A 23,057-nucleotide genomic window follows, 5' to 3' on the forward strand; every position below is an offset into this window, starting at 1 on the left:
CTACCAAAGTATCCTTCGCCGTTTTTAGCACGTACTCCCAACCGTGAGCCAAACAAGACTGTTGCAACTCGCAGCCGTCGAATTCGGCATCTCCCAGCAGGAAAATCCGGCAATCCTGTTCCAGGATACTGTCCATAAGCATCGCCACTTGACCGATAATGGCCACGTGCATGTGTTCCGGGAAATGGCCTTTGGGAGCTTTACGAACTACCCAACAAATGGGAATGGCTCGCCTGCGCCAGATTACACTGACCATCAGCGCCATGCAGTCTTTGCCCACACAGGAGCCATCGATGGCCAGAACTAACTCTCCAGCCTTGCTCAGAGAGTGGAGAATCGGAAGAAGGTAGGGTATAAAGTGTACCGTGACATCGGTCCACTTATTTTGCAACCAACGCTTGGCCTTCTTGACCCGACTTTCCAGGTCAGTGGGGTCTTCCATATGGCGGCCCAACTCTGATAAAGATGCCCGGCCACCTTTGATTAAGGCACCTAATAAACCAGATAAGACGGTTAATCGACGCAAGGCGTTGCCTTGTGGAACCTCAGATTGATGCTTTATCAACCATTTTTTAGATCTTTGCAGAACGGCATTTTGAAAGGGTTTTCTGCAAAGATTTTTAAAATCTCAGAAAACCCTTATTTTTTCTGTCTCTCTTTCCAAACTTTCAATGAACTTTTTGCCGAGCTAAAAGTGTACGGCAATGAAAACAGCGATTGTAAACCAAAGAAGGTAACCACGAAAACGAAAAATATCTTGTAATACCGATTCATGACTCAACAAATTATCTCAAACACTAAAACAAAATCAACTAAAGCTTCTCCACAACCACCACCCGGCGCACCCCATCCACCACCACCGTCACCCAGTAAAGCCCGGGCAGCCACTTTTCAGTAGACAATGGATAGGTGTGTTTGCCGGCAGTGCCATCGTAGCGGGCGGTGGTGATTTGCTGGCCGAGCGCATTCTGTACGATGACCTCCATGGGCGTGGCGGCAGGCAGCTGCAGTTCCAGTTGCAGCCAATCGGTTGCCGGGTTCGGGAAGACGCGCAGGGAGGACAGGATATCGGCTTCGCTGACCAGCGCCGCCTGATCAAAGTCCAGCAGCAGGGTAAACCCATCCGCTTGCCCACTGGAGCGGTTTCCGGAGGACAGAGCATAGTTATTGACCCAGAGCAGGTAGGTCTCTCCAGCCTGCACTGTGACTGGGGACAGGTAGTTTCCATCGGCATTATCACAGCCAGAAGCGGCAGCATTGGTTTCTACATTTGCTTTGAGCCCGGTAGCGCCCATACAGGGCGTACTGAATGCGGTAGCGCCTCCAATATTTGGCCCGGCGGCTGTGCAGCGTATAGCCGTGCGACTCTGGCAATCGTCCCCTTCAACTTTGTAGAGGATGAAGTCGAGGTCATCCCCAACATTAGGTATTCTTCCGTTAATCACATTGCACAGCCATCACAAAACCCCAAGCCTTCCTATCTTTGCCCTTCTTTATCTAAACAAAGTCTACATCCATGTACAGGATTTTGTGTTTGCTGGGGCTGCTGTTCTCCACGGCTGCTGTAGCGCAACAGCGCACCGTCTCCGGTACTGTGCGCAGCGCGGATGGGGAAACCCTGATCGGTGCCACCGTACTGCTAGCGGGCACCGACCGGGGCACCGCTACCGACTACGAGGGGAAGTACACCCTCGACCTTCCGGAGGGGGAAGCCCGGCTGACCTTTTCTTACACGGGTATGCAGCCTAAGACCGTAGCCGTGGGCAACCGCTCCCGCCTCGACATCATCCTGAACCCGGATGTGCAGCTGATTGACGAGGTCGTGGTCACGGCCTACGCGGGCGAGCAAAAGCAGAAAGACCTGGTGGGCAGTTACGAACAGGTGGAAGGCGATGAACTCCTGCCGCAGCGCCCCATCGAAAGCTTCGACAAAATGCTGGAGGGGCAGGTAGCTGGCGTACAGGTGGAGCTGAATACGGGTGAGCCGGGCCTGCCGGTACAAGTCCGCATCCGTGGCAATGGTTCTCTGCCCCCTGTGCGCAGAAACGATGTCGTGGCTTCCGGGCAACCTCTTTTTGTGCTGGATGGCGTACCGCTCTATGATGTCTCAGAAACCAATACGGCCAACACGCCTTTTAGCACTTCCCTCGACCAACAGCTTAACCCGCTCATGTTCGTCCGCCCGGAGGACATCGAGTCGATTACGGTGCTGAAGGATGCCTCCGCCACTGCCATCTACGGGGCCAATGCTGCCAACGGTGTGGTCCTCATCACCACCAAACAGGGCAAAGCGGGCAAAACACAAATTTCGGGCGGGGTGAGCACCGGGTTCTCCAATCTGATCAATGAGGTGGAATACCTGAATACGGAAGAGTATGTCAGCCTGGCCCGGGAAACCCTTTTCAATTCCAATGATAACCCCGCCGATGCCGGACCAGTTGACATCGAAACGGACTGGCCGTCCCTTACCCAGCGGCAGGGCTCCGTGCTCAATGCCAATCTAAGCCTGAGCGGTGGGAACGAGCGGACCAAATATTTCCTCTCGGCAGGCTACTACAAAGAAAATGCGATCTCCCGGGGCAACGGGCTGGAACGGGCCACAGTGCGGTCTAACCTCAACACCTCGCTGAGCGACAAACTCGACCTGCGCTTCGGCTTTTCCGGCGGCTACGTGCGCAAGGAGTCCTTTAGTGACTTTGGGGCGTTCACCTATCCGCCCAACCTCTCCCCGGTCAATCCGGATGGCACCTTCAACAACAGTGGCTTTTTCATCAACCGCCCCAACCCCGTGGCGGCACTCGCACAGAATGAGTTCTTCCACGATGCTTTCAACATCAACAACAACCTGCAGCTAAACTACGAAATCCTGCCGGGGCTGGAAGTACGGTTGTCAGGTGGAATGGACGGCTATTTACAGCTGCAGTATCAGTACGAATCCGCTTTGAATGGCTCCGGCCGCACCCGGAATGGCATAGCACGGCGCTTCACCCGGGGCAACCTGCAGTGGGTCGCCAACGGGCAGCTGAACTATCAGCGTACCTTCGGCAATCACCACCTGAATGCCCTGGCCGGCGTAGAGCGCAACAAGCAGATCACCTACCGGCAGCGTATTTCCGCTACGGATTTCCCCTCTGATCAACTCCGGGAATTCTGGACGGTGGATGAAGAAAACATCGACGCCGATGAGTCCAACTATCAGGATGCCAGCGAATCCTTCTACGCACAGGCCAGCTATGATTACGACTACCGCTACTACCTCACCCTGAGCGGGCGGCGGGATGCGTCGTCCATCTTTGGGGGCGATGTGCAGGCCGCTAACTTCCTGGCCGCTGGTGCAGCCTGGGCCTTCACGCAGGAACGCTGGATGGAAGGCGCAGCATGGCTCAACTTCGGCAAGCTCCGCGCTTCCTACGGCTTAACGGGCAATTCCCGCCTGGGCACCTACAGCGCCCGCGGGCTTTATGGCTACAACGATGCCTTCCTGTACGGCAATAACATCGGCATTGCACCTACCGCACCCGCCAATGAAGGCCTGACCTGGGAACTGGTCCGCAAGTACAACTTTGCGGTGGACCTGGAATTGCTGGAAAGCCGCCTCCGCCTCACCGTGGAGCACTACCGCCACTACACCGAGGATGCCATTTACACCATTCCGGTTCCCCTGGAAAGTGGCTTTACCAGCATCGTGACCAATACTGCCGATCAGCGCAATATTGGTTGGGAAGCCAGTGTGGAAACCGTCAACACACAGGGCGAACTCCGCTGGTCCACCCGCTTCAACATGGCGCGTAACCGCAATCAGCTTACCCGAATTGAGGCGGAGCGCTTCCCGGCTTCAGCACTGAACAGCCGGGGGCTGGTGGTGGGCCAAAATTCCAGTGTGCTGTACGGCGTGCCTTTCGCAGGCGTGGACCCCTACAACGGTAAGCCTCTTTACTATCTGCCCGATGGCAGCATCACCGACGATGATGATCTCGTAAATGACCCCGCTAACTGGGTGCCCATCGGGCAGGGTGCGCCAGACTGGTACGGAGGAATGACGAATACCTTTGCCTGGAAAGGGCTCTCCCTCGCATTCCTGGTGAGCTATTCCTACGGTGGCGACATCCTGGTCGACGGGCTGACCTTCACCGATGGCCGGCAGATCAGCTTTAACAACCAAAGCGCCAATCAGCTGGACCGGTGGCAGCAGCCGGGCGACCTTACCGACACCCCCCGACTGCACATCGACAACACTTTTCAGTACAACAGCACCCGGTACCTGTTTGACAACGACTTCCTGCGCCTGGCCAACCTCAACCTCAGCTACCGCCTCCCCGACCGTTGGCTGGACGCCATGGGCATCAGCAGCTTTTCACTCACCGCACAGGCCAACAACCTCGGCTACCTTTACTCCACCCGAAGCCGGGCCAACCGCAATGGCATCGCTGAGTACCGTTTCCGATTTCCGGAAGCCCGCAGTTTTATGTTTGGCTTAAATGTAACGCTATGATGAAGAAGCTACTCACTTTTACGGCCCTACTGCTTGCTCTGAGCAGTTGCCAGGACTTCCTGAACATCGAACCGCAGGATCAGATTTCAAAGGATGAAGCCCTCAATACACTGGAAGGCATTGACGCTGCCATCATCGGGGCCTACAGCAGCCTGGGTGCAAGCGATTATTACCGTCAGCATTTCACAGCCTATCCGGAACTGGCTGGCAATATGCAGCCCAATCCGGCTGCCGCAGGATCTGATGGCGTGGCCGGCAACCAAAGTGCCATCATCACCACCTACCGGGAAGGCAACTTCTTCACGATAAACCCTGGTTATGAGAACAACAGTTTCGACAATTTCTACGCCGTATTGTACAACCACCTCAACCGGGTCAACAACATCATAGCGGCACTGGAAACCCTTGAAACCGATCAGGAAGCCCGCCGAAACAGCCTACGGGGAGAAGCCCTGGCACTACGCGCAATCGCCCACTTTGACCTGCTGCGGCTTTACGCACAGCCTTACCTCTTCACAGAAGACGGTAGCCACCCGGGGGTTGTATTGGCAGAACGCCCGTTTGAGGTGACGGAGCGCCCGGCCCGCCGCACTGTCGCAGAAGGCTATACATTGATCGAATCAGACCTGCTCAGGGCTGTGGAGCTGCTCGGCCCCAACGCCCGCCGTACTACAGACCGCATCTGGCTGACGCCCCTCATTGCCCGGGGGCTGCTCGCCCGCGCCTATGCCTATCAGGGCAACTGGGCAGGCGTAGTCGAGCAAACTACAGCGGTTATTAATGCCGGGCAGGTGACCCTCCTCAATCCGGACGATTATGTGGACACCTGGGCCGAACAGCAATTTAACCCCGAAGTGCTCTGGTACCTCGACTTGCAGCGCTTCCGCAATGCTGACGCTGGGTCTGCAGGCTTGATCGCGTCCATAGCCCGGGTGGTCGGAGCTCCTTCCGATGTGGAGAATCCCCCCTTCTGTACGGTCACTCAGGACTTACTCGACCGATTGGAAGAGGGCGACATTCGACGGGAACTATACCAAGAGATTGAAGGTCAGGTTTATTGCAGCAAATACGCCCTTCAGCCCAATTCCATCAGCAATTTCCCCATGCTGCGGCTCTCGGAAATCTACCTGCTGCGGGCAGAAGCTTACGCCAAACTGGGACAGGACGCGCTGGCGCAGGCCGATTACAACCTCATCCACCAAAGAGCCGTAGCCGACGCAATACCCACCACACTGACCGGCACCGAACTAAAGGACGAAATCTTTGAGGAGCGCCGCCGGGAGCTGTCGCTGGAAGGCCACCTGCTGTTCGACCTCAAGCGCACCGGACGAAGCGTGGAGCGGGACAACTGCCTGCCGGCGAACCCCAACTGTGACCTTGCTTATCCGGATTACCGCTTTGCGCTGCCCATCCCTCAATCGGCGCTGAATGCCAATCCGAACTTAATTCAAAATCAAGGGTATTAATGAAGAGCTCAATGGCAATGATGATGCGACGAACTGCAATATTCATGGGAATGGCACTACTCAGCTTACTAAGTTGCGAGGATCCCCGCCCCACCCAACGGGAAGACAATATCTTCGATCCCGAAAATGCCTTCATCCGGTTCAACTACGACAATCAGGTGAATGAGCCCGCGAAGGACAGTGTGGAGCTCAGTGCTACGGCTACAGAGGATTCCCTTTTGATCATCCCCATTGCCCTTTCGGCTGCACCCCAAATGGAGGACGTGCTGGTAATGGTAACCTACGAAGCTCCGGACAGCCTGATATTAGGCATGCACTGGGCCCTGACCGGGGAAGATGGAGAATCAGCCCTCGGGCGCAACTTAATGCTCCCACCCGGCACTTTTGATTACGAGTTAAGCTTTGAGCGGCTCGATACCTTGCCTGCCCCGAGCCGGATACAGTTGCGGCTGGAACAGGTCAGCCCGGACTTTATTCACCTTGGTTTCCCCGGCTCAGAACGAGGCCGTACCTTCGAACTGATTTTTCAAGAATAGCCTATGAAGCCTTTTTTTCCACTCCTGATCATCACCACCCTCCTACTGACGAGCTGTGAAAAAGAGCAGCCGGCCAGCAACCCTGCACCACCAATAGCCGGCTTCGGCAATCTGTCTGAAGCAGTCGTTGTGGATAGTTTCCTGGAGGTACAGCTGCTCCTGAACAAACCGGTGGAAATACCTGTAGAAGTGGAAGTAGCCGTCAGTGGCGATGCCGTACCCGGTACGGATTTTGAAATAGAAGGCGGCAACCGGTTCCTGTTGCAACCCGGCTTGCTTAATGGCAGCCTCCGGATCCGCGCACCGAAAAACGAGGATTCAGAACGGCTTGACCGCTCTATCCATCTGCGGCTAATGCCTGCAGAAGGCGTACAGATTGCGGAAGGCCGGGATACGCTCACCATCGACTTCACCCTCGGTGGCACAGTAGACCTGCCCATTTGGGCACCCAATATCACCTTCCCCCAGCTTTGGGGCTACACCTCCTTTGGCGCGGAACCAGTCCCCGCTGGACGGACTAATGAATTCTTCGCCTTTGCCTATGCCAGCCGGACCACACCGGATGTCATCGGTTTTGGACATCCTGATCCCGAAAAAGGCAGCAATGCTTTCAATATGGTGAGGATCTACAGCGATTTCGACGTTTCTTCTGCCTCTCATTTTATCCGCATTCCGGAGGCTTTGCGGTTTATTCCGGCAAACGAGGGGGCCACCTTCGGCACAGTGGAGGTGATCGAGCAACAGGTCACCATCACCCGTACGGAAAGTTCCGGGCTTCCTCCCTTTGAAATAGGCATCAGCGGCGGAGGCACGTATGACGAAATCACTGGTGCGCTACAGCTGGACGTATACTTTGATGAAACCGCAATCGGCGGCCCCCAAAGCGTTCTACGCAAATATGTCCTGGAATCAGAACGACGATAATCTTTAAATAAATTTGTGTTATGAAAATCAATTTTACCCTAATTTTTGCATTCCTGGCTTTCGGACTGGCAGCACAGCCCGTACTGGTTAAGGATATCTTCCCGGGAGATGATGCTTCTCCCCGGGAGTTTGCCGCCTACGGCGATTTGCTGATCTTCCGCGCTGAAGCCCCGGATGTTGGCGTAGAGCCCTGGATTACCGATGGTACCGAAGAAGGCACTATGATGCTCGGCGATCTCAACCCCGACCCGGAAACCGCCGCCGGCAACTCCAACCCCTCCGACTTCATAGAGTACAACGGCCTCATCTATTTCCAGGCTGATAACGGCGTACTGGGCGATGAGCTCTGGGTCACCGATGGCACACCGGAGGGCACCTCCCTGCTCATAGACATTCAGGAAGGAGAAGAGAACGGCCGCCCGTTTGACTTCGTGAAATTCAATGACCTGCTCTACTTTACCGCGAATGACGGCATCGTCAGCTCAGAGCTCTGGTCCAGCGATGGCACCGCAGCGGGCACCACCCTGGTCATCGACATTCAGGAGGGCGCAGGCCCTGGCAACCCGAACTTCAAAACTGTAGTCGGCGACAAGATCTACTTCACTGCCAATGACGGCTTAGTGGGCAACGAGCTATGGGTGACCGACGGCACGGCTGAAGGCACGATGCTTATTAAAGACATCCGCGATGGCGGCAATGCCTCTCCATCACAGTATGTAGCCCTGAACGGTGAAGTCTTCTTTCGGGCAAACGACGGCGAAAACGGCACCGAACTGTGGAAAACAGACGGCACCCCGGAAGGCACCGTGCTGGTGAAAGACATCAACCCAGGCGGCAGCAGTGCCAGCCCGAGCGGACTGATCGCTTTCGGCGGGCTGGTCTTCTTTGAAGCGGATGACGGCACCCACGGGGACGAGCTATGGGTGACCGATGGCACCGAGGCCGGCACTATCATGGTGGAAGACCTCAATAATGGCGGCGATGCCAATCCTGACAACTTCACTGATCTGTTAGGCCTTACCATGATTTTCACCGCAGAAAGTGATCAAATCGGTGAAGAACTATTCCAGGTTTTTGTCGAGGAAGAGGGCAATCCACTGTCTGCCTCGATTGACCTGCTGGCGGACATCAATCCAGGGCTGGGCAGCTCAGAACCAGATGACATCGTATTTACCGGACACGCACTATACTTCAGTGCCACCACCCCGGAATTCGGGCAGGAGCTGTACGAATTTCCTGTCGCCGAAGATGAGCCACTGCGTATCTCCGACATCAATCCGGCTGGTGACAGCGATATTGACGACATCATTCAGGTCGGCAACCGTTTGTTCTTCGAGGCTACGGACGGTACAACGGGAGATGAACTTTGGACGCTGCCCATCCCACTGCCGGATTTTGTAGCCGAAGTCAACACGGAGCGTATTCTCAGTGGAGACACGCTGGACCTGGGCGAGGCGCTGATCAGTACCACGAACACCCAGCAACTGATCCTGCGCAACAACGGCGATGGGACGTTACTCTTCCCGGCCGAAGACCCTTTCGGTGGAGTCGTAGCCCCGTTCACCCTTACGGTAGATGATAATTTTGAGGGGCAAATCGACCCAAGTATGGCTTTTGCGTTCCCGGTAAGCTTTACCCCAACTGAGGCAGGTGAATTCTTTGCAGAAGTAACGCTGATTACCAACGACCTCAATGCAACCGCCTTCAATCTGGTCCTAAAAGGCACCGGTATTGAACCCACCGCAACTTTGGAAATCACTCAGGATGAAAACTTGCTCGAAACCGGCTACACCGTTGATTTCGGCAACGTTGAAGTCGGCATGGAATCCGTAGAGCAATTTACAATTTCCAATCTTGGCAACGTTCCGCTCCTCGTCACCGGCATTGCGCTTGACGACGAAGTCAACTTCTTCGTTACTGAAATTCAGGAAAGCATTCCCGCCGGCACACAGGATACCTTTCTGCTTGGTTTCCGGCCCAATGAAATCAATCCATTGGATGCGACGCTGACCCTAAACACCAATGCCAACGAGGGAGGCACTTTCGTCTTCAACCTTACGGGCATTGGCGATATGGAAAGCAGTGTTCGGGACCTGGCAGCCCTGGAGCTAAGCGCTTTCCCCAACCCGGTCAGCGACCGCCTGAATGTCACCCTGGGCGAAGGCCTGTCCAATGGCACCGCGCGCGTCTACAACGCACAGGGGCAACTGATCTGGACCGAAGCCGTACCCAACGGCATCCAACAGGTGGCTTTCAAAGCCAGCCAACTGTCTAAAGGCACTTACCTGCTCGAACTGCGGGACGGGGAGCGCCGGGGTACGCTGCGCTTCATGAAGCAATAAACCTTAACAATATACCGAACCACTGCCCGTCAACGTTTTGTTACGGGCAGTGGTTAATTTAATAATGCGATATCTTCCAAAATACAGCATCCCGTTATTGATTCTGGCTACGCTGGTTGCTCTGGGAGCACGGTACAGCAAGCCTGCCACCGACCTGCGCAACGCCTACAGCCGGCCAGCAGCGGAATGGCCCGCTCCTACCCTGGATTCTAACGGTACTTTCCGGGAACTCGGCCCTTTACCCGCAGTAACCTACCCGCCTGACAATCCCTACTCCAAGGCCAGGGCTGCACTCGGCAAACGACTGTTTTTTGACCCTGTGCTGAGCGGTTCCAACCAAATTGCCTGTGCCACCTGCCATGACCCTGAGCTCGGCTGGGGCGATGGGCGGCGGACTTCCTTTGGGCACGATCGTCAGTTAGGCACCCGCAACGCCCCTACTTTGCTCAATGCCGGGCACTGGGAAACTTTTTTCTGGGATGGCCGAGCTGCTACACTGGAAGAGCAGGCCCTTTTCCCAATCCAAGACCCCATCGAGATGAATCAGGACTTAGAAAGCCTGCCCGCAGAGTTAAGCTCAGATTCTACCTACCAGCAAAGTTTTCAGGAAGCCTTTGGCAGCCCGGAGGTTACCGTGGAGCGCATTGCTCAGGCACTCGCTACCTTTGAGCGGGGCATCCGCAGCCGTAAGAGCCGGTTTGACCGTTTTATGGAAGGCAACTACAGTGCGCTGAACGACGATGAAATTGCCGGTTTGCACCTTTTTCGCACTAAAGCTAAATGCATCAATTGCCACAATGGCCCCTTTCTGACCGACCAGCAGTTCCACAATAACGGACAGTCCCACTTTGGCCGCCCGGGGGAAGACCTCGGCTTGTTCAACATCACCGGCGACAGCCTGGACATGGGTAAATTCCGGACCCCAAGCCTGAGAGACGTTGTCTTCACAGGCCCGTATCTCCACCACGGCAACATCGTGGAATTGGACGAAGTCCTCTTTATGTACGATCAGGGGATGCCGCAGATCATCCCCAAAAAGCTGGAAGGCACAAGAACGCCTATGCACTCCCCCATCCTGCAGCCACTCGGGCTCACCGAAACGGAAAGGAATCAACTCAAAGCCTTTCTCCACGCCCTTTCCACCCGCCCCCGCCCCGTTGCCCTGCCCTAGGCGGTAAAAGTATGATTTATATCACCGCTGTATATGACGAGGGTTAGTGCCTGTTTTTTCGGTCTGCCCTACCTTTCCGGGAAAAGCAGAACCCATGAAAAAGACCTTTGTATTTTTATTGACTGTTCTGACCCTGCAACTGGGCAATGCACAGGTAAAAATGATCCTTACCCAACAGGAAGGTGCCACCCTCGCCCGTATGGCGGAGGAAGAAAAACTTGCCTACGATGTATATATGGACATGGCAGAACTCTGGGAAGCCCAGGCCTTTACGCAAATTGCCGCAGCGGAACAACGCCACCTGACAATGATCAAACAGCTCGCGGACCGCTACGGCATAAAAATGTCAAAAGCCGTACGTTCGGGCGAAAGAGGGCTGTTTGATGATGCTGCATTGCAACAGTCCTATCTCGACCTGACTCAAAAAGGCCAGCAATCGCTTACTGCTGCCTTCCAGGTAGGTGCGCTGATTGAAGAAATGGACATTAGAGATTTGAAAACAGCCATTGCTGAAACCGAAAATACCAACCTGAAAGCCACCTACACCCGCCTTATGGAAGCTTCGAACAACCACCTCGTTGCTTTTTCTCAAAACCTGGAACAGGCAGGTGAAGCTTATGTGCCCAGCTACATCACCACGGCCGACTACGATGCCATCATGAGGGGCAGCACGAAAGCCTGTCAGCCGGGCAAAAATCAGCAAGGCTGCAAGGGAAAGAGTCAGCAGGGCTGTAAAGGCAACAAACAAAAAGCAGAGGCTGGCTGCGCAGGCAAACAGGCCGGGCAATCCGGCAAAGCTTGCTGCAGCGGCAAAAAAGGGCAGGGAGCAGGTGGCTGTCAGGGGAAAAAGGCAGACCTTAAGCCATAAAAATAAGGCAACGACACCTTACAAAATGCCCTTTTTCTGAAGCTTCGGAAAAAGGGCATTACTTTTGTAGCGAGATCAACGTCCAAACGAACCATGAAAACGAACGCCTCACAGATCCTGAGTTTCCTGCTAGCCTTGCTGCTTCAAATGCTTAATACAGGTACTTTAGCAGCACAGGCCCGCTTTCCGGTCACCCTGGAAGAAGCGATGGCCATTGCCCAACGGAATTACCCTGAGCTCAAACGGGACCAAAAAGCACTGGAACAGCTTCAGTCGCTGATGGGCACCGCACGGCCCAATAATTCCACCCAGCTGTTTATGGCAGGCGGCATGGTTGACCCGGACAACCCCGCTACCGGTTTGCATAGCGCTGGCTTTCTCAAAGCGTTCGACTGGCCGGGCACGACAAAAATGCGGGAGGAAGCGCTCCGGGAAGCCGTTCTGCTGGGCAACGCGGAGTTAGAACTGACCAACTGGGAATTGCGGCGGGAAGTATCCAAAGCCTACTACCAGCTGATATTCACCAAGAATCTTCAGCAGCACTACCGGGAGAAGCAAGAGCTGATGAGCCGGCTCGTGGATTTAGCACAAGCCAGGTTTGAATTTGGCGAAACCGGGAAAATACCGGTGCTCTCTGCCACAAGCAAGCAAAAACAAGCCAGCCTCGAACAAAAAGAAGCACAAAAGGCTTACGATCTCGCTCATACCCTTTTTAACAACTGGCTGCACTCAGACTCTGTCTTTTACGCTCTGCCAGACTCCCTGCCTTTGCCTGCCCCCACCCCAAACTGGTATGTCAGCGGCGGGCACCCTCACCTGCTTAAAAAGCAACAGGAAGTCCGGCTCGCAGAAGCACATATCACACGTGAGCGCAGTCAGCTAATGCCAAAAATCCTGGCAGGTGGACAACTCCAAATGATCAACGAAACACTACCCTTTTTGGGCTATCAGCTAGGGCTAAGCCTGCCCATTAGCCGCAAAGCCATACAATCCAGAATAGAGGGCGCTGAAAAAGCTGTCGCCCTTCAGGTCGCTGAACTCGATGCCACCGAAAGGGCACTGGAGAACAAAAGGCGGGAACTGACTACCCAATTCCTGGCTCAGAGAAACCTGTTGGAATTTTCAAAAAAAGAGCTGCTCCCGCTGGCAGACGAGCAGATCCGGTCAGCAGAATCAGCCTATAAAAGCGGAGCGGTAGACTACCACGACTACGTCGTAAACCTTGAACAAGGCCTGCAAACTAAACTCGAATGGATTTATAACTTAAGGGACTACCACTTGCTCCGCCTGGAACTGGAGTTCCTGAGTGGACGCCGGTAATATCCAAATTACTGGTATTAAGGACAGGATGGCCATCGTGAAATATAGCCCGGCAATTACCACTCAATCCACCCTGATTTTTTGCTCGGAAAAACAGTTTTAACTACCTTGCTGAGGACTAAAACCAATTACCATGTCTACACTTGTTAAGCGAATTCTTCTGGGATTGCTCGGGGCTCTTGTGGTACTTCAGTTTTTCCAGATCGACAAGGCCAACCCGACTGCTCCCAACGGGCAAGACCTGATTACTACAGTGCAACCTCCGCAGGATGTGGCACAGCTGTTGAAAGATGCCTGCTACGATTGCCATTCCTACCACACCACCTACCCCTGGTATGCCAACGTACAACCCGTTGGCTGGTGGCTGAAGGGCCATGTGGACGAAGGCCGGGAACACCTGAATTTCTCAACCTGGACCGCCTACGATGCGGAGAAGCGCGCCCATAAGGCAGAGGAATGTGCCGAAGAAGTGGAGGAAGGGCATATGCCCCTGAAAGCCTACCCGCTCACCCATGCTGAAGCCCGCCTTACGGAGGAGCAACGCAGCCGCCTCGTGACCTGGTTCAGTGCATTGGCGGACGACCGGGATATTTCAAAGCGTATTCGCGAGAAAGCCCCTAAAAAAAGCCCCGGGCCTGAACTTCAGCACCAGGATATGCCCACCGAATAACCGCATGTGATGGAAGCAGCACCCAATGCCTCTAATTTTCTCCAAAGGCATCAGGACTACCTGGGCGAGTTTGTCTACGGCGGTATTGATGGCAGCGTGACCACTTTTGCGGTGGTTGCCGGCTCCGTTGGGGCAGGGCTGGACAGCTCCGTCATTCTTATTCTTGGTTTTGCAAACCTACTGGCGGATGGCTTTTCAATGTCCGTTGGGGCTTACCTTTCGGCAAAATCTGAAGCCCATAACTACAATAAGCATAAAAATGTAGAATACTGGGAGATTGAAAACATGCCCGAAGAAGAGCGGGAGGAAGTCCGGGAAATCTACCGCCAAAAAGGCTTTGAAGGCCCACTGCTGGAGCAGGTGGTGGACATCCTCACCACTGACAAGGACCGTTGGGTGGATGTAATGATGAAAGAGGAGCTGTTCATGATGGAGCAACGCCGGTCACCTCTGGCCATTGGTGCCGTCACCTATGTGGCGTTTATCCTGGTGGGGTTCATTCCACTGGCCTTGTATCTTTATGATTACTTTTTCCCCTTTGCCGGCGATTTATTTTGGACTACCTGTGCGCTGACCTGCCTGGGGTTTGCCACTGTTGGCGGACTAAAAAGCTACGTTACAGAAACCTCCATATGGAAAGGCGTACTGGAAACCCTGGCACTGGGTGCTTTGGCTGCTGGTGTTGCCTATTTGGTAGGAGACGTTCTCGAACGTATAATTGTTGGCTAAACCTTTGCTGCTATGTTTGAAAAACTACTACCCTATGACACTGCTCACCTCATCCTGCGCAGCTATCAGCAATACTACTATAACTACAAGCGTGTTACCAAACGCGCCCAGATCCGCTTCGAGCACCGCGACTGGAGGGGCATGCAGGCCGATGCCCGCGAACGGCTAACCCTTTACCGGGATCAGGTGGGCAAAACCACCAAGGAAGTGGTCAAATTACTGGGCAGCTTGTCGAGTGATGACGACACCTGGAAAAAAATCAAGCAATACTATCTGGAGGAAGTCAGCAATTTTGCCACGCGGAATATTGCGGAGACTTTCTACAATTCCATTTTCAGGCACAGCCACCGGGGCCTTAGTGTCGACAAAGACCTCATGTTTGTCCTTGCAACAGCTACTTACCGGGAGTTCCGCTCTACCATACCCATTCATCAAACGTTCTTCCTGATTGAACCTCTGGAACATATTTTCCGGCAGGTCTTCCACTTTTTCACTTTTGATGCTCAATGGGAAGACATGGAGCGGGACATTCAGTACATCTGCGATACCTTACGGGAAAGCCTGACCCCCGGAGAATTGCCCCGCCACGCCCGCATTGAATTGCTCAAGTCAGTATTTTACCGCAACAAAGGCGCCTATATCGTGGGCAGGCTACACCTGGAAGACCGGATCACCCCGTTTATCATTCCGCTCCTGCATAAGGAAAATGGCATTTTTGCGGATGCACTCCTGCTCGACTACAACGATGTATCCTCCATCTTCAGCTACAACCGGTCCTACTTTCTCGTAGACGTGGATATTGTCAGCGAAACCGTCGACTTCCTGAAATCTATACTGCCCACCAAGAGCCTGGGCGAACTCTATAACTCCATTGGGTTCGAAAAACACGGTAAAACCGTCCTTTACCGGGACTACCTGCGGCACATGGAGCGTACCCTCGATAAATTTGACCACGCGCCGGGCATTAAAGGGATGGTGATGGCGGTTTTCACCACGCCCTCCTACAACATGGTCTTCAAAGTGATCAAAGACCGCTTCGCTGCGCCGAAGCAGGTAACAGAAGATGAGGTGAAGCGGAAGTACGAAATGGTCTTCTTCCACGACCGGGTGGGGCGCATGGCAGACAGCCACGTATTTGAGCAGTTCCTGTTTGAGCGGTCGCGGTTTTCGGAGGAACTCCTGCAGTACCTCATGGAGGAAGCCCCTTCCAAGGTCAAAATCAAAGGCGATATCGTGGAGATCAGGCACCTCTACATTGAGAAAAAGATGATCCCGCTCAACCTCTTCCTCGATCAGGCTACAACAGAGGAAGCAGAGGAGGTCATCAACGACTATGGCAAGGCGATCAAGCAATTGGCTGCGGTCAATATTTTCCCGGGCGACATGCTGCTCAAAAACTTTGGCGTCACCCGACTAAAGCGGGTCGTCTTTTACGACTACGACGAAATTGGCCCGCTAACCGATTACAACTTCCGGCGGATCCCCGAGGCCGAAACCTACGAAGAGGAACTCTCCTCAGAGCCTTTCTACTCGGTAGGCCCAAATGACATTTTCCCGGAGGAGTTCCGGCGTTTCCTGATTGGGCGGCGCGACATCAGGGATATTTTTTACCGCCTGCATGGCGACCTCTACGATGTTGGTTTCTGGATTGACACCCAGAAGAAACTCGAAGCAGGCTACCTCTTTGACGTATTCCCCTACCGGCAACGGCTGCGGTTTGCCAAACGCTACCCAAGGTAAGAATCAGAGCTCCACTTTCACCCCATGCTAACTGACCATTTAACAAACCAATTAATACCTTCAAAAAAATGAGACCCTACCTGTTTACCCTGGCAGCAGCCCTGCTACTTTCAGCCTGCAATACCACCAAATCCACCACCGACACAGCAAACACCAAGGCCCTTGACCAGCTACAGCAAGCCATGACCGGCACCTTTACCAGCGCCGCTCAGGCTGCCGAAGATGATGCCTTCTACGACATCACCCTGCACATGTACCCGATTTGGAAGGACCGGGGGCATTGGCTGTACGTGGAGCAAGCCGTGAGTGCTATGCCTGCCAAACCTTACCGGCAGCGCATCTATCAATTGGAACAGGTGGACAAAAAGACCTTCAAAAGCATCGTCTACACCGTAGATAATGAAGATGACCTGGTCGGCGACTGGCAGGTACCGGAAAGCTTTAACGCGCTATCCAAAGATGACCTGCGCCTGCGTGAAGGCTGCGCGGTCATCCTAACCCAACAAGCTGACGGCTCTTACACCGGTAGCACAGAGGGGGACAGCTGCAAAAGCACCCTGAGGGGAGCGGCTTATGCTACTTCCGAAGTCACCGTCATGCCCGGAAAAATCGTCAGCTGGGACCGGGGCTTTGATGCATCCGGAGCACAGGTTTGGGGTGCTGAGAAAGGCGGTTATATCTTTCTCAAAGAGTAGGTTTACATACCCTGAAACAGCTTAAAAATACGCCGGTACTCATCCGTCCAGCTACTGGGCTCGATGAAGCCGTGGGGCTCTACCGGAAATACGGCCAATTCCCAGTTTTCCTTACCCAGCTCAATCAGGCGCTGGGACAGTCGCACTACATCCTGAAACTGTACGTTGTCGTCTACCATGCCGTGGAGGATAAGCAGGCGGTCCTCCAGCCCTTCTGCGAAGTAGATCGGTGAGCTTTGGCGGAAGGCAATGGAATCTTCCACCGGTGTATTGAGGATGTTGGAGGTATAAGGATGGTTGTAGTGCGCCCAGTCGGTTACCGAGCGCAGGGCCGCACCACATTCAAAGGTGCCGGGCGAAGTGAATAGCGCCATCAGGGTAATGAAGCCCCCGTAGGAGCCTCCGTAGATGCCAATTCTCTGAGGGTCAATGCCGAGCTCCTCCACCAGGTAGGCAGCACCGTCCACCTGATCGCTAAGGTCTTTGCCGCCCATGTGCCGGTAAATCCCGGTCCGCCAGTCCCGGCCATAACCATCACTGCCCCGGTAGTCGATGTCCAATACCGTGAAGCCATTGTCGACCAACAAATTATGAAACATGTACTCCCGGTAATAGCTGCTCCACCACCGGTGTACGTTTTGCAGGTAGCCCGCTCCATGAACGAAGATGACGGCTTTGCCTTTCTTCGTGCCTTTCTTTGGCCGGTACAGGCGGGCAGGCACGCTTGCCCCATCTGATGCCTTAAAGCGTATGATTTCAGGCTCCCGCCAGGCGTAGCTTTGAAAAGCCTTTGTGGTGGATTCAGTGACCCGGCGCATTGCACTGCCCGGCTGATTGTCCATCAGGTACAGTTCCCAGGGCTGATTGCTGTAGGAATAGCGCAGGGCGAGGGTCTTTTCATCCGGTGCGATTTCCACCTCATACTTCCCTGGCGCGTCCGTGACTTTCTGCAAAGAGCCTCCCTTAACAGGCAAGTGATAAAAATGCTGCTCGAAGGGGCTTTCCGCATTAGCGATGATGAAAAAAGTTTGCTTATCGCGGGACAATTGTGCGTTACGGATTTCAAAATCGCCACTTGTCAGCGCGGTACGCTCGTCGGTATCCAGGTTATGGGTATAAAGGTGTGAGTACCCGGTGGCTTCTGACTGGTAGAAAATGGTTTGCTCATCCAGCCAGCCCAAGGTCCCGGTTGAGAAATTCCAGCCGGAAATACCGGGACCGCCCACCCAGGCATCATCCTGCTGTCGGTCAATTTGCCGGAGCTGACCGGTCGGCAGGTCCAGCTCTGCAATCCAGCGGGTTTTGTTGTCCAGTGCGCGGACGACGACCACTGCCCTGCCCTGATCGCTGAAGACCGGGCCATGCAGGATGACGGCTCTGGGAGATTCATACTGTGCGGCAGTATCTCCGTAGACGGCCATGCGATAGGCAGGCTTGTCGTAAATGCCCTCCAGGCTCAGGGTGGAAACGGTGTAGAACGTATCCCGCTGCCGGTCGTAAACGCCCATTTCGTAAGTATCCTGAGAATGGCCCACCTTTGGGCGTGCTTTTTTGATATCCAGATAGCCCGTTGGGTCAACGAAATGGGGCACCTGTGTGCTTTCTGTTGTGGCATCAGTACGCAGCCGGAGCGTCACAAAGCGCTGATCGGGGCTAAGCTGAAGATTACTCCACGACTTGCTGCCCAAATGAATGGCCTGAGGGCGATCCGGGCGCAGGGCTTCCCGGCGTTCCTTTTCCAACCGGTCCTGAGCATCCCGCCAGCGCAGGACTTCGAAGAGCTCCATTTGCTGTTCGTCCAGCCATGTTTGCTGTGCATCAGGGGACCCGCTGCCGCCGCCGCTGCCTTTCTCAAAGTAAGTGAGCTGCTCAATCCGCTGTTCCTGTAAATGCCAGGCGAAGAGATTGCGGTCGGCGGTGAAAATGATCTGCCTGTCATCCGAAGTAAAGGAAGGGGCGGACTCCCGCTGCCCGGTGTGGGTCAGCTGCCGGCTGCTATCGGCTGCAATATCATAAAGGAAGAGGTCGCCATCTTTGGCGTAAGCCATGAGCGTGTAGTCAGAATTATGTGCGCCCGGCTCAGGTAGTTCCCGCTGCCGCTCCGGGCTCACAGGTGCCGGTTTTTCTTCTCCCCGTTTCACACTGTACAGGGAGCGCAGGGTATCCTGCTCAGGGTTCCAGGTAAAAAAGACTTCCTGGCTGTTGGGGTGCCACTGAATTCGCTCCGGCAGGAAGCCTACGAAGCGCTCGCCCTGCATAATGCGATCAATCTCAAGGGGAGCGCTATTGGTAGCGGGCTGGGCCAGGGCTGCAACAGGGAAAAAGCTGAGCAAAAGCAAGCGGAAAAACAGACGCATGGTTATGTTTTTCCGCTAAATGTACGATGAAATAGATTAAAAGATCGTCTTGTCGTACTTCGAGCCAGAGTTTTCTGAGTTTTCCAGGCTCTTGTCGTAGCGCATGGAGAAATGAAGGTAGAGCGATCGGGACAACCGCATAATTTTGAAGTAGGTCAAAGCTGCGAAAGCCAGTGTAAAGCCCATAGCCGCCATCACGGACCAGTCGTAATACAGTACCAGGAGCAGCGCCGGCAGCAGCAGCATCCAGGACGAAATGCCGTAGGAAATAATGAGCGCACCGAAGTAGAAGCCCGGTTCCGGCTCAAAGTCCAGCTTGCAATTTTGGCACGCCTTATGCATGTCAATGGGGTCGGTCCATTTAAAAGGCTTTTTAAACAGATCACCCTCCCCGCAGCGGGGGCATTTATAATTCCAGATTCCTTTCCAGGATAATTTCATGGCTGATAGCTTTTGTGGGCACAAATGTACAAAACTTCATAAGTTCATACCTTTGTGGCGAACAAGGAATAAAATCATTTGTAGAACATTGGCTGCCCCCCGAAAAGTTGAGTGCAGGCTCAAAGATTACAACGGCATTACCAAATTCCAATTACAGCACCGAAAGCTAAAGAGAATGGCACATAAATAGTAGATTTGCCGGGATTCTTTACACCATTGACCAAAACTTGAACTTATGTATAACATGTTAAAACACGCGCACTCGGGCTTGAGATGGCTACTGCTCGCGGCGCTCCTCTATGCCATTATCAAAGGCTTTCAATCCTGGCGCAATGGCAAGGCTTTTAATAAGCCCTCTGCACTTATTGGCCTGATCCTGACTCACGTACAACTGGTTATTGGGCTGCTGTTGTATTTTGTATACAGCCCGTTGGTTTCCTACGGAGAAGGCTTCATGAAGGACACCATCACCCGCTTCTACACGGTTGAGCATTTGGTGACGATGCTGCTTGCCATCATCCTGATTACCATTGGCTACAGCCGTGGAAAGCGCAAAGCGGATGCTACTGCCGCTGGCAAGGCAGTATTTGTTTTCTACCTGATCGGACTGGTGCTCATCTTACTGGGAATTCCCTGGCCGTTCCGTGGGCTTGGTGCGGGCTGGTTTTAGACCCGCGCCGGCTAATTATACTGACGATTAAGTGGTTTGCCACAGCAAACCTACTCAATGCCTGCCTGCGTGTCAGTACTTCGGCAGACAGGTCAGCATTTACGCTGAGAAGTGGCTTGCGCTTGCCCTGATAAGCTTGACTTCATCAGCGGCCTGTCCTGACAAGCTACGCTTCGTCACGGGCCTGCCCTGACAAGCTACGCTTCGTCACGGGGCTGCCCTGACAAGCCATGCTTCGTCAGTGGCCTGCCCTGACAAGCTGTGCTTCGTCATGGGCCGATGTCGCAAATCCAAGATCCCAGACGATGAATGTCTGGATCCAAGACCCAGACGATGAATATCTGGACTGTAAGCCCGACATTTATCGTTCCCCGTGCTGGCCGCTAGCGCCAGTAGGTGACCACTTCGTATTGCGTATAATCTAGTGCATCAAGCAATGTCTTCATCCAATAAAAAATGGATTTACTCCTTCACAAACTTCCGCACCACCTGATCCGACCCTGCCAGCAAGCGCACCACATACACCCCGCTTGGCCAGTCCGCCACATCGACTTGCCAGCTTTGGAGGGTTGGGCTTAAAGTCAGAGCTTCGGCGTGAAGGGTTTGGCCGGCTAAGTTTTCGATTAGGAGCTTGCCCTGGGTGGATTGAGGGAACTGAAACTGTAGGTTAAGAGTAGAATTGGATGGGTTTGGAAAAATAACCAAATCATTGAGCAGCGGAAATAGATCGCTATTTGAAACCACTAAATCTGGAGTAACCTGAATTGTCATATACCGGGTTAGAGACTCTGCCATTTCACCATTTAGCCAACCATTGATTCTTACAGCAAATGCATAGAGACCTTCCTCTATAGGCTTGTCCCAAAATATGCAGCAGCGAACCTCATTTGTAGCCTCAGGAAAAGAGTAGCCCTCTTCTGTAGCAGGAATAAATTCATAGCTTAAGGAATCAAGGCTCCCAAAGGGAAGAATAGAGCCAACAACTTCATGATAAACAATACCATCTTCGTCCTGCTCTAACCAGTTAAAATTTAGAAGACACTGCGGAGCATCATTCTTTGCTTCACTTGTGGATTTGGCGTAAACCACTTCCGAAAGAACAAATTCCTTTTCTCCGGAATTTTCAATATTCGATATACCAGGGGCCCAATTACCTAAATTCTCAATTGAAATAGTGTAGAAACCTGTGTCAGGGTATTCATGAGTGCCACCAAGGTTAGAAACAAAGTTTCCATCGCTATCATTACGGAGTAATAATGTATTAAGCGTATCTTTAGTACCATCTCCCCAATCAATTATCCGATCTTCTATGTACGTGTCTAAGGTAGCAATATGTACGTTGACAGTTGCCGATTGATACCCCATAGAAGCTCGGTTTAACTCGCCAGCAATTATTTGTTGAGCGCCTAAAATATTGGTTAGAATCAAACAAATACAAGTAGTTGAAATTAATATTTTCATTGTTCTTGCTTTATGATCGCTTTTAATTGTCTTAAGCTCTAAATTCTGGCACATCACTCCTTCACAAATTTCCGCACCACCTGTTCCGCCCCTGTTTGCAAGCGCAATAAGTAAACCCCAGATGGCCAGTCAGCAACATCTATCTGTTCTGTTCTGACTGCAGAGCTGCCTTCCACTTCGAGGTGGCGCATCATTTTACCTTCCAGGTTTAGGATAGTAACTTCTACGGGCTGTCCAGGCACTGCAAAATCTATATTGACCATAGAAGCTGCCGGATTGGGATAGATACTGACCACTGCCGGTAAGAATTCAGTTCCCAGCAAAGAGGATAGAATTAACTCTTCGGTTACCAGCATCGTCATCGCGCGCATCGTGGTGGATAGAAAAAAGGTGTCTAATTCACCGCTTTGGCTGTTTTGACGCCATTCCCTCACCACTATCCCTACTGCGTAGCGGCCAGGGGCTATGGGGTCGTCCCATATCATCTTAAGCCCTGCTGGATGAGACATGTAAATACTGTCGCTCGCCGCCGGCACACTATAGCCTTCGGACGGGAAAGGGGCGAGCTCTCCACGGTATAGTTCTCCAAGAAAATCTATTGACTCTAAATTAATAGGAAACTCAATATTTCCATCCACCTCTCGAATATTCCCCTGCTGCGTAAAAAACCGGGGCGTTTCGTTGATAGCCAGACTGTGCGTAAACTGAGAATAAATGGCGACCGTGTCAAACACTTCTATAAGTTTATTGCCCGAGTCTTCAATGTTTACGATATCGTCTACTAAGAAACTGTCCTGGAAGCCCATGACGTATACCCCGGCAGTATCAAAATTATGCGAACCTTGATAGCTGTTTAAATAGTAATCTTCACCTTCGAAAAACCCTAAATATTGGCTGTAAATTAAAGGCACTGTATCCAAAGGGCTGCCATCGCCCCAGTCATACAGAATGAAAGGCTTGGAGCCGCCTTGTCGCCATACCCATGCTTCTATATTGACATCGTCGATTAATACTTCTTTATACACCTCAGCGCCGTAGATGCGCTGGGCATCTAGCTGCTCTGTCTGAATTAAAGATAAAAGCCCTACTATCGAGAGAATGAAATATTTTAGCATGCTATTTTAAATTTTGGCTTGGGCAATGGCAGGTTAAGTCCTCGCCATTGCCCAAGGATA

General features: G+C 53.1%; 19 protein-coding genes. 13 read left to right on the forward strand and 6 right to left on the reverse strand.

The window, feature by feature from the left end; genetic code table 11:
- Together IX84_RS29090 and IX84_RS29100 are read right to left on the reverse strand one after the other, a co-directional pair.
- Positions 1-565, reverse strand: a 565-nt coding sequence (locus tag IX84_RS29090; RefSeq protein WP_044229580.1) for a hypothetical protein, incomplete at its 3' end; no start/stop codon positions are given.
- Between the two features lie 247 nt (positions 566-812).
- Positions 813-1,445 (reverse strand): T9SS type A sorting domain-containing protein, encoded by a 633-nt coding sequence (locus IX84_RS29100; RefSeq protein WP_152605294.1) that lies wholly within the window; start codon positions 1,443-1,445, stop codon positions 813-815.
- Positions 1,446-1,516: 71 nt separating this feature from the next.
- Here IX84_RS29100 and IX84_RS29105 point away from each other — a divergent pair, with 71 nt between their 5' ends.
- From IX84_RS29105 to IX84_RS29160, 12 genes are all read left to right on the forward strand, one after another.
- Positions 1,517-4,492 (forward strand): SusC/RagA family TonB-linked outer membrane protein, encoded by a 2,976-nt coding sequence (locus IX84_RS29105; protein WP_044229804.1) that lies wholly within the window; start codon positions 1,517-1,519, stop codon positions 4,490-4,492.
- Positions 4,489-5,958, forward strand: a complete 1,470-nt coding sequence (locus IX84_RS31730) for a RagB/SusD family nutrient uptake outer membrane protein (RefSeq protein WP_081969013.1) — start codon at positions 4,489-4,491, stop codon at positions 5,956-5,958. Before IX84_RS29105 ends, IX84_RS31730 begins: the two co-directional genes overlap by 4 nt.
- A gap of 50 nt (positions 5,959-6,008) precedes the next feature.
- Positions 6,009-6,494 (forward strand): hypothetical protein, encoded by a 486-nt coding sequence (locus IX84_RS29115; RefSeq protein WP_044229806.1) that lies wholly within the window; start codon positions 6,009-6,011, stop codon positions 6,492-6,494.
- A gap of 3 nt (positions 6,495-6,497) precedes the next feature.
- Positions 6,498-7,418, forward strand: coding sequence for a hypothetical protein (locus IX84_RS29120; RefSeq protein WP_044229808.1), 921 nt, complete (start codon positions 6,498-6,500; stop codon positions 7,416-7,418).
- A gap of 20 nt (positions 7,419-7,438) precedes the next feature.
- Complete coding sequence (locus IX84_RS31735) at positions 7,439-9,760, forward strand: ELWxxDGT repeat protein (protein WP_052516505.1); 2,322 nt, start codon at positions 7,439-7,441, stop codon at positions 9,758-9,760.
- Positions 9,761-9,824: 64 nt separating this feature from the next.
- A complete protein-coding gene (locus tag IX84_RS29130; RefSeq protein WP_063978312.1) occupies positions 9,825-10,931 on the forward strand; it encodes a cytochrome-c peroxidase in 1,107 nt (368 codons plus the stop codon).
- A gap of 94 nt (positions 10,932-11,025) precedes the next feature.
- Positions 11,026-11,799, forward strand: a complete 774-nt coding sequence (locus IX84_RS31740) for a DUF2202 domain-containing protein (RefSeq protein ID WP_052516506.1) — start codon at positions 11,026-11,028, stop codon at positions 11,797-11,799.
- 93 nt (positions 11,800-11,892) lie between these two features.
- A complete protein-coding gene (locus tag IX84_RS29140) occupies positions 11,893-13,119 on the forward strand; it encodes a TolC family protein (RefSeq protein ID WP_044229814.1) in 1,227 nt (408 codons plus the stop codon).
- A gap of 133 nt (positions 13,120-13,252) precedes the next feature.
- Positions 13,253-13,789: a heme-binding domain-containing protein gene (locus IX84_RS29145; protein WP_063978313.1), complete on the forward strand. Its 537-nt coding sequence runs from the start codon at positions 13,253-13,255 to the stop codon at positions 13,787-13,789.
- 9 nt (positions 13,790-13,798) lie between these two features.
- Positions 13,799-14,518 (forward strand): VIT1/CCC1 transporter family protein, encoded by a 720-nt coding sequence (locus tag IX84_RS29150; RefSeq protein ID WP_044229816.1) that lies wholly within the window; start codon positions 13,799-13,801, stop codon positions 14,516-14,518.
- Positions 14,519-14,530: 12 nt separating this feature from the next.
- Complete coding sequence (gene aceK, locus IX84_RS29155; RefSeq protein ID WP_044229819.1) at positions 14,531-16,258, forward strand: bifunctional isocitrate dehydrogenase kinase/phosphatase; 1,728 nt, start codon at positions 14,531-14,533, stop codon at positions 16,256-16,258.
- A gap of 68 nt (positions 16,259-16,326) precedes the next feature.
- A complete protein-coding gene (locus IX84_RS29160) occupies positions 16,327-16,953 on the forward strand; it encodes a chromophore lyase CpcT/CpeT (RefSeq protein ID WP_044229822.1) in 627 nt (208 codons plus the stop codon).
- A gap of 2 nt (positions 16,954-16,955) precedes the next feature.
- On the opposite strand, the gene IX84_RS29165 is transcribed toward IX84_RS29160, so the two are convergent.
- On the reverse strand, positions 16,956-19,310 hold the full coding sequence (locus tag IX84_RS29165) for a S9 family peptidase (protein WP_044229825.1): 2,355 nt from the start codon (positions 19,308-19,310) through the stop codon (positions 16,956-16,958).
- 36 nt (positions 19,311-19,346) lie between these two features.
- Complete coding sequence (locus tag IX84_RS29170; protein WP_044229828.1) at positions 19,347-19,751, reverse strand: DUF983 domain-containing protein; 405 nt, start codon at positions 19,749-19,751, stop codon at positions 19,347-19,349.
- A gap of 268 nt (positions 19,752-20,019) precedes the next feature.
- On the opposite strand from IX84_RS29170, the gene IX84_RS29175 reads away from it, so the two are divergent.
- The gene (locus tag IX84_RS29175) at positions 20,020-20,421 is read left to right on the forward strand and encodes a cytochrome B (RefSeq protein WP_238578356.1); all 402 of its coding nucleotides are present in this window, start codon (positions 20,020-20,022) and stop codon (positions 20,419-20,421) included.
- A 462-nt stretch (positions 20,422-20,883) separates the two neighbouring features.
- On the opposite strand, the gene IX84_RS29180 is transcribed toward IX84_RS29175, so the two are convergent.
- Together IX84_RS29180 and IX84_RS29185 are read right to left on the reverse strand one after the other, a co-directional pair.
- Entirely contained in the window at positions 20,884-21,882 is a 999-nt protein-coding gene (locus tag IX84_RS29180; protein WP_160213989.1) for a T9SS type A sorting domain-containing protein, read from the reverse strand.
- Positions 21,883-21,935: 53 nt separating this feature from the next.
- On the reverse strand, positions 21,936-22,997 hold the full coding sequence (locus IX84_RS29185) for a T9SS type A sorting domain-containing protein (RefSeq protein ID WP_044229838.1): 1,062 nt from the start codon (positions 22,995-22,997) through the stop codon (positions 21,936-21,938).
- Positions 22,998-23,057 lie beyond the last annotated feature (60 nt).

This window comes from Phaeodactylibacter xiamenensis (assembly GCF_000759025.1).
Taxonomy (GTDB): domain Bacteria; phylum Bacteroidota; class Bacteroidia; order Chitinophagales; family Saprospiraceae; genus Phaeodactylibacter; species Phaeodactylibacter xiamenensis.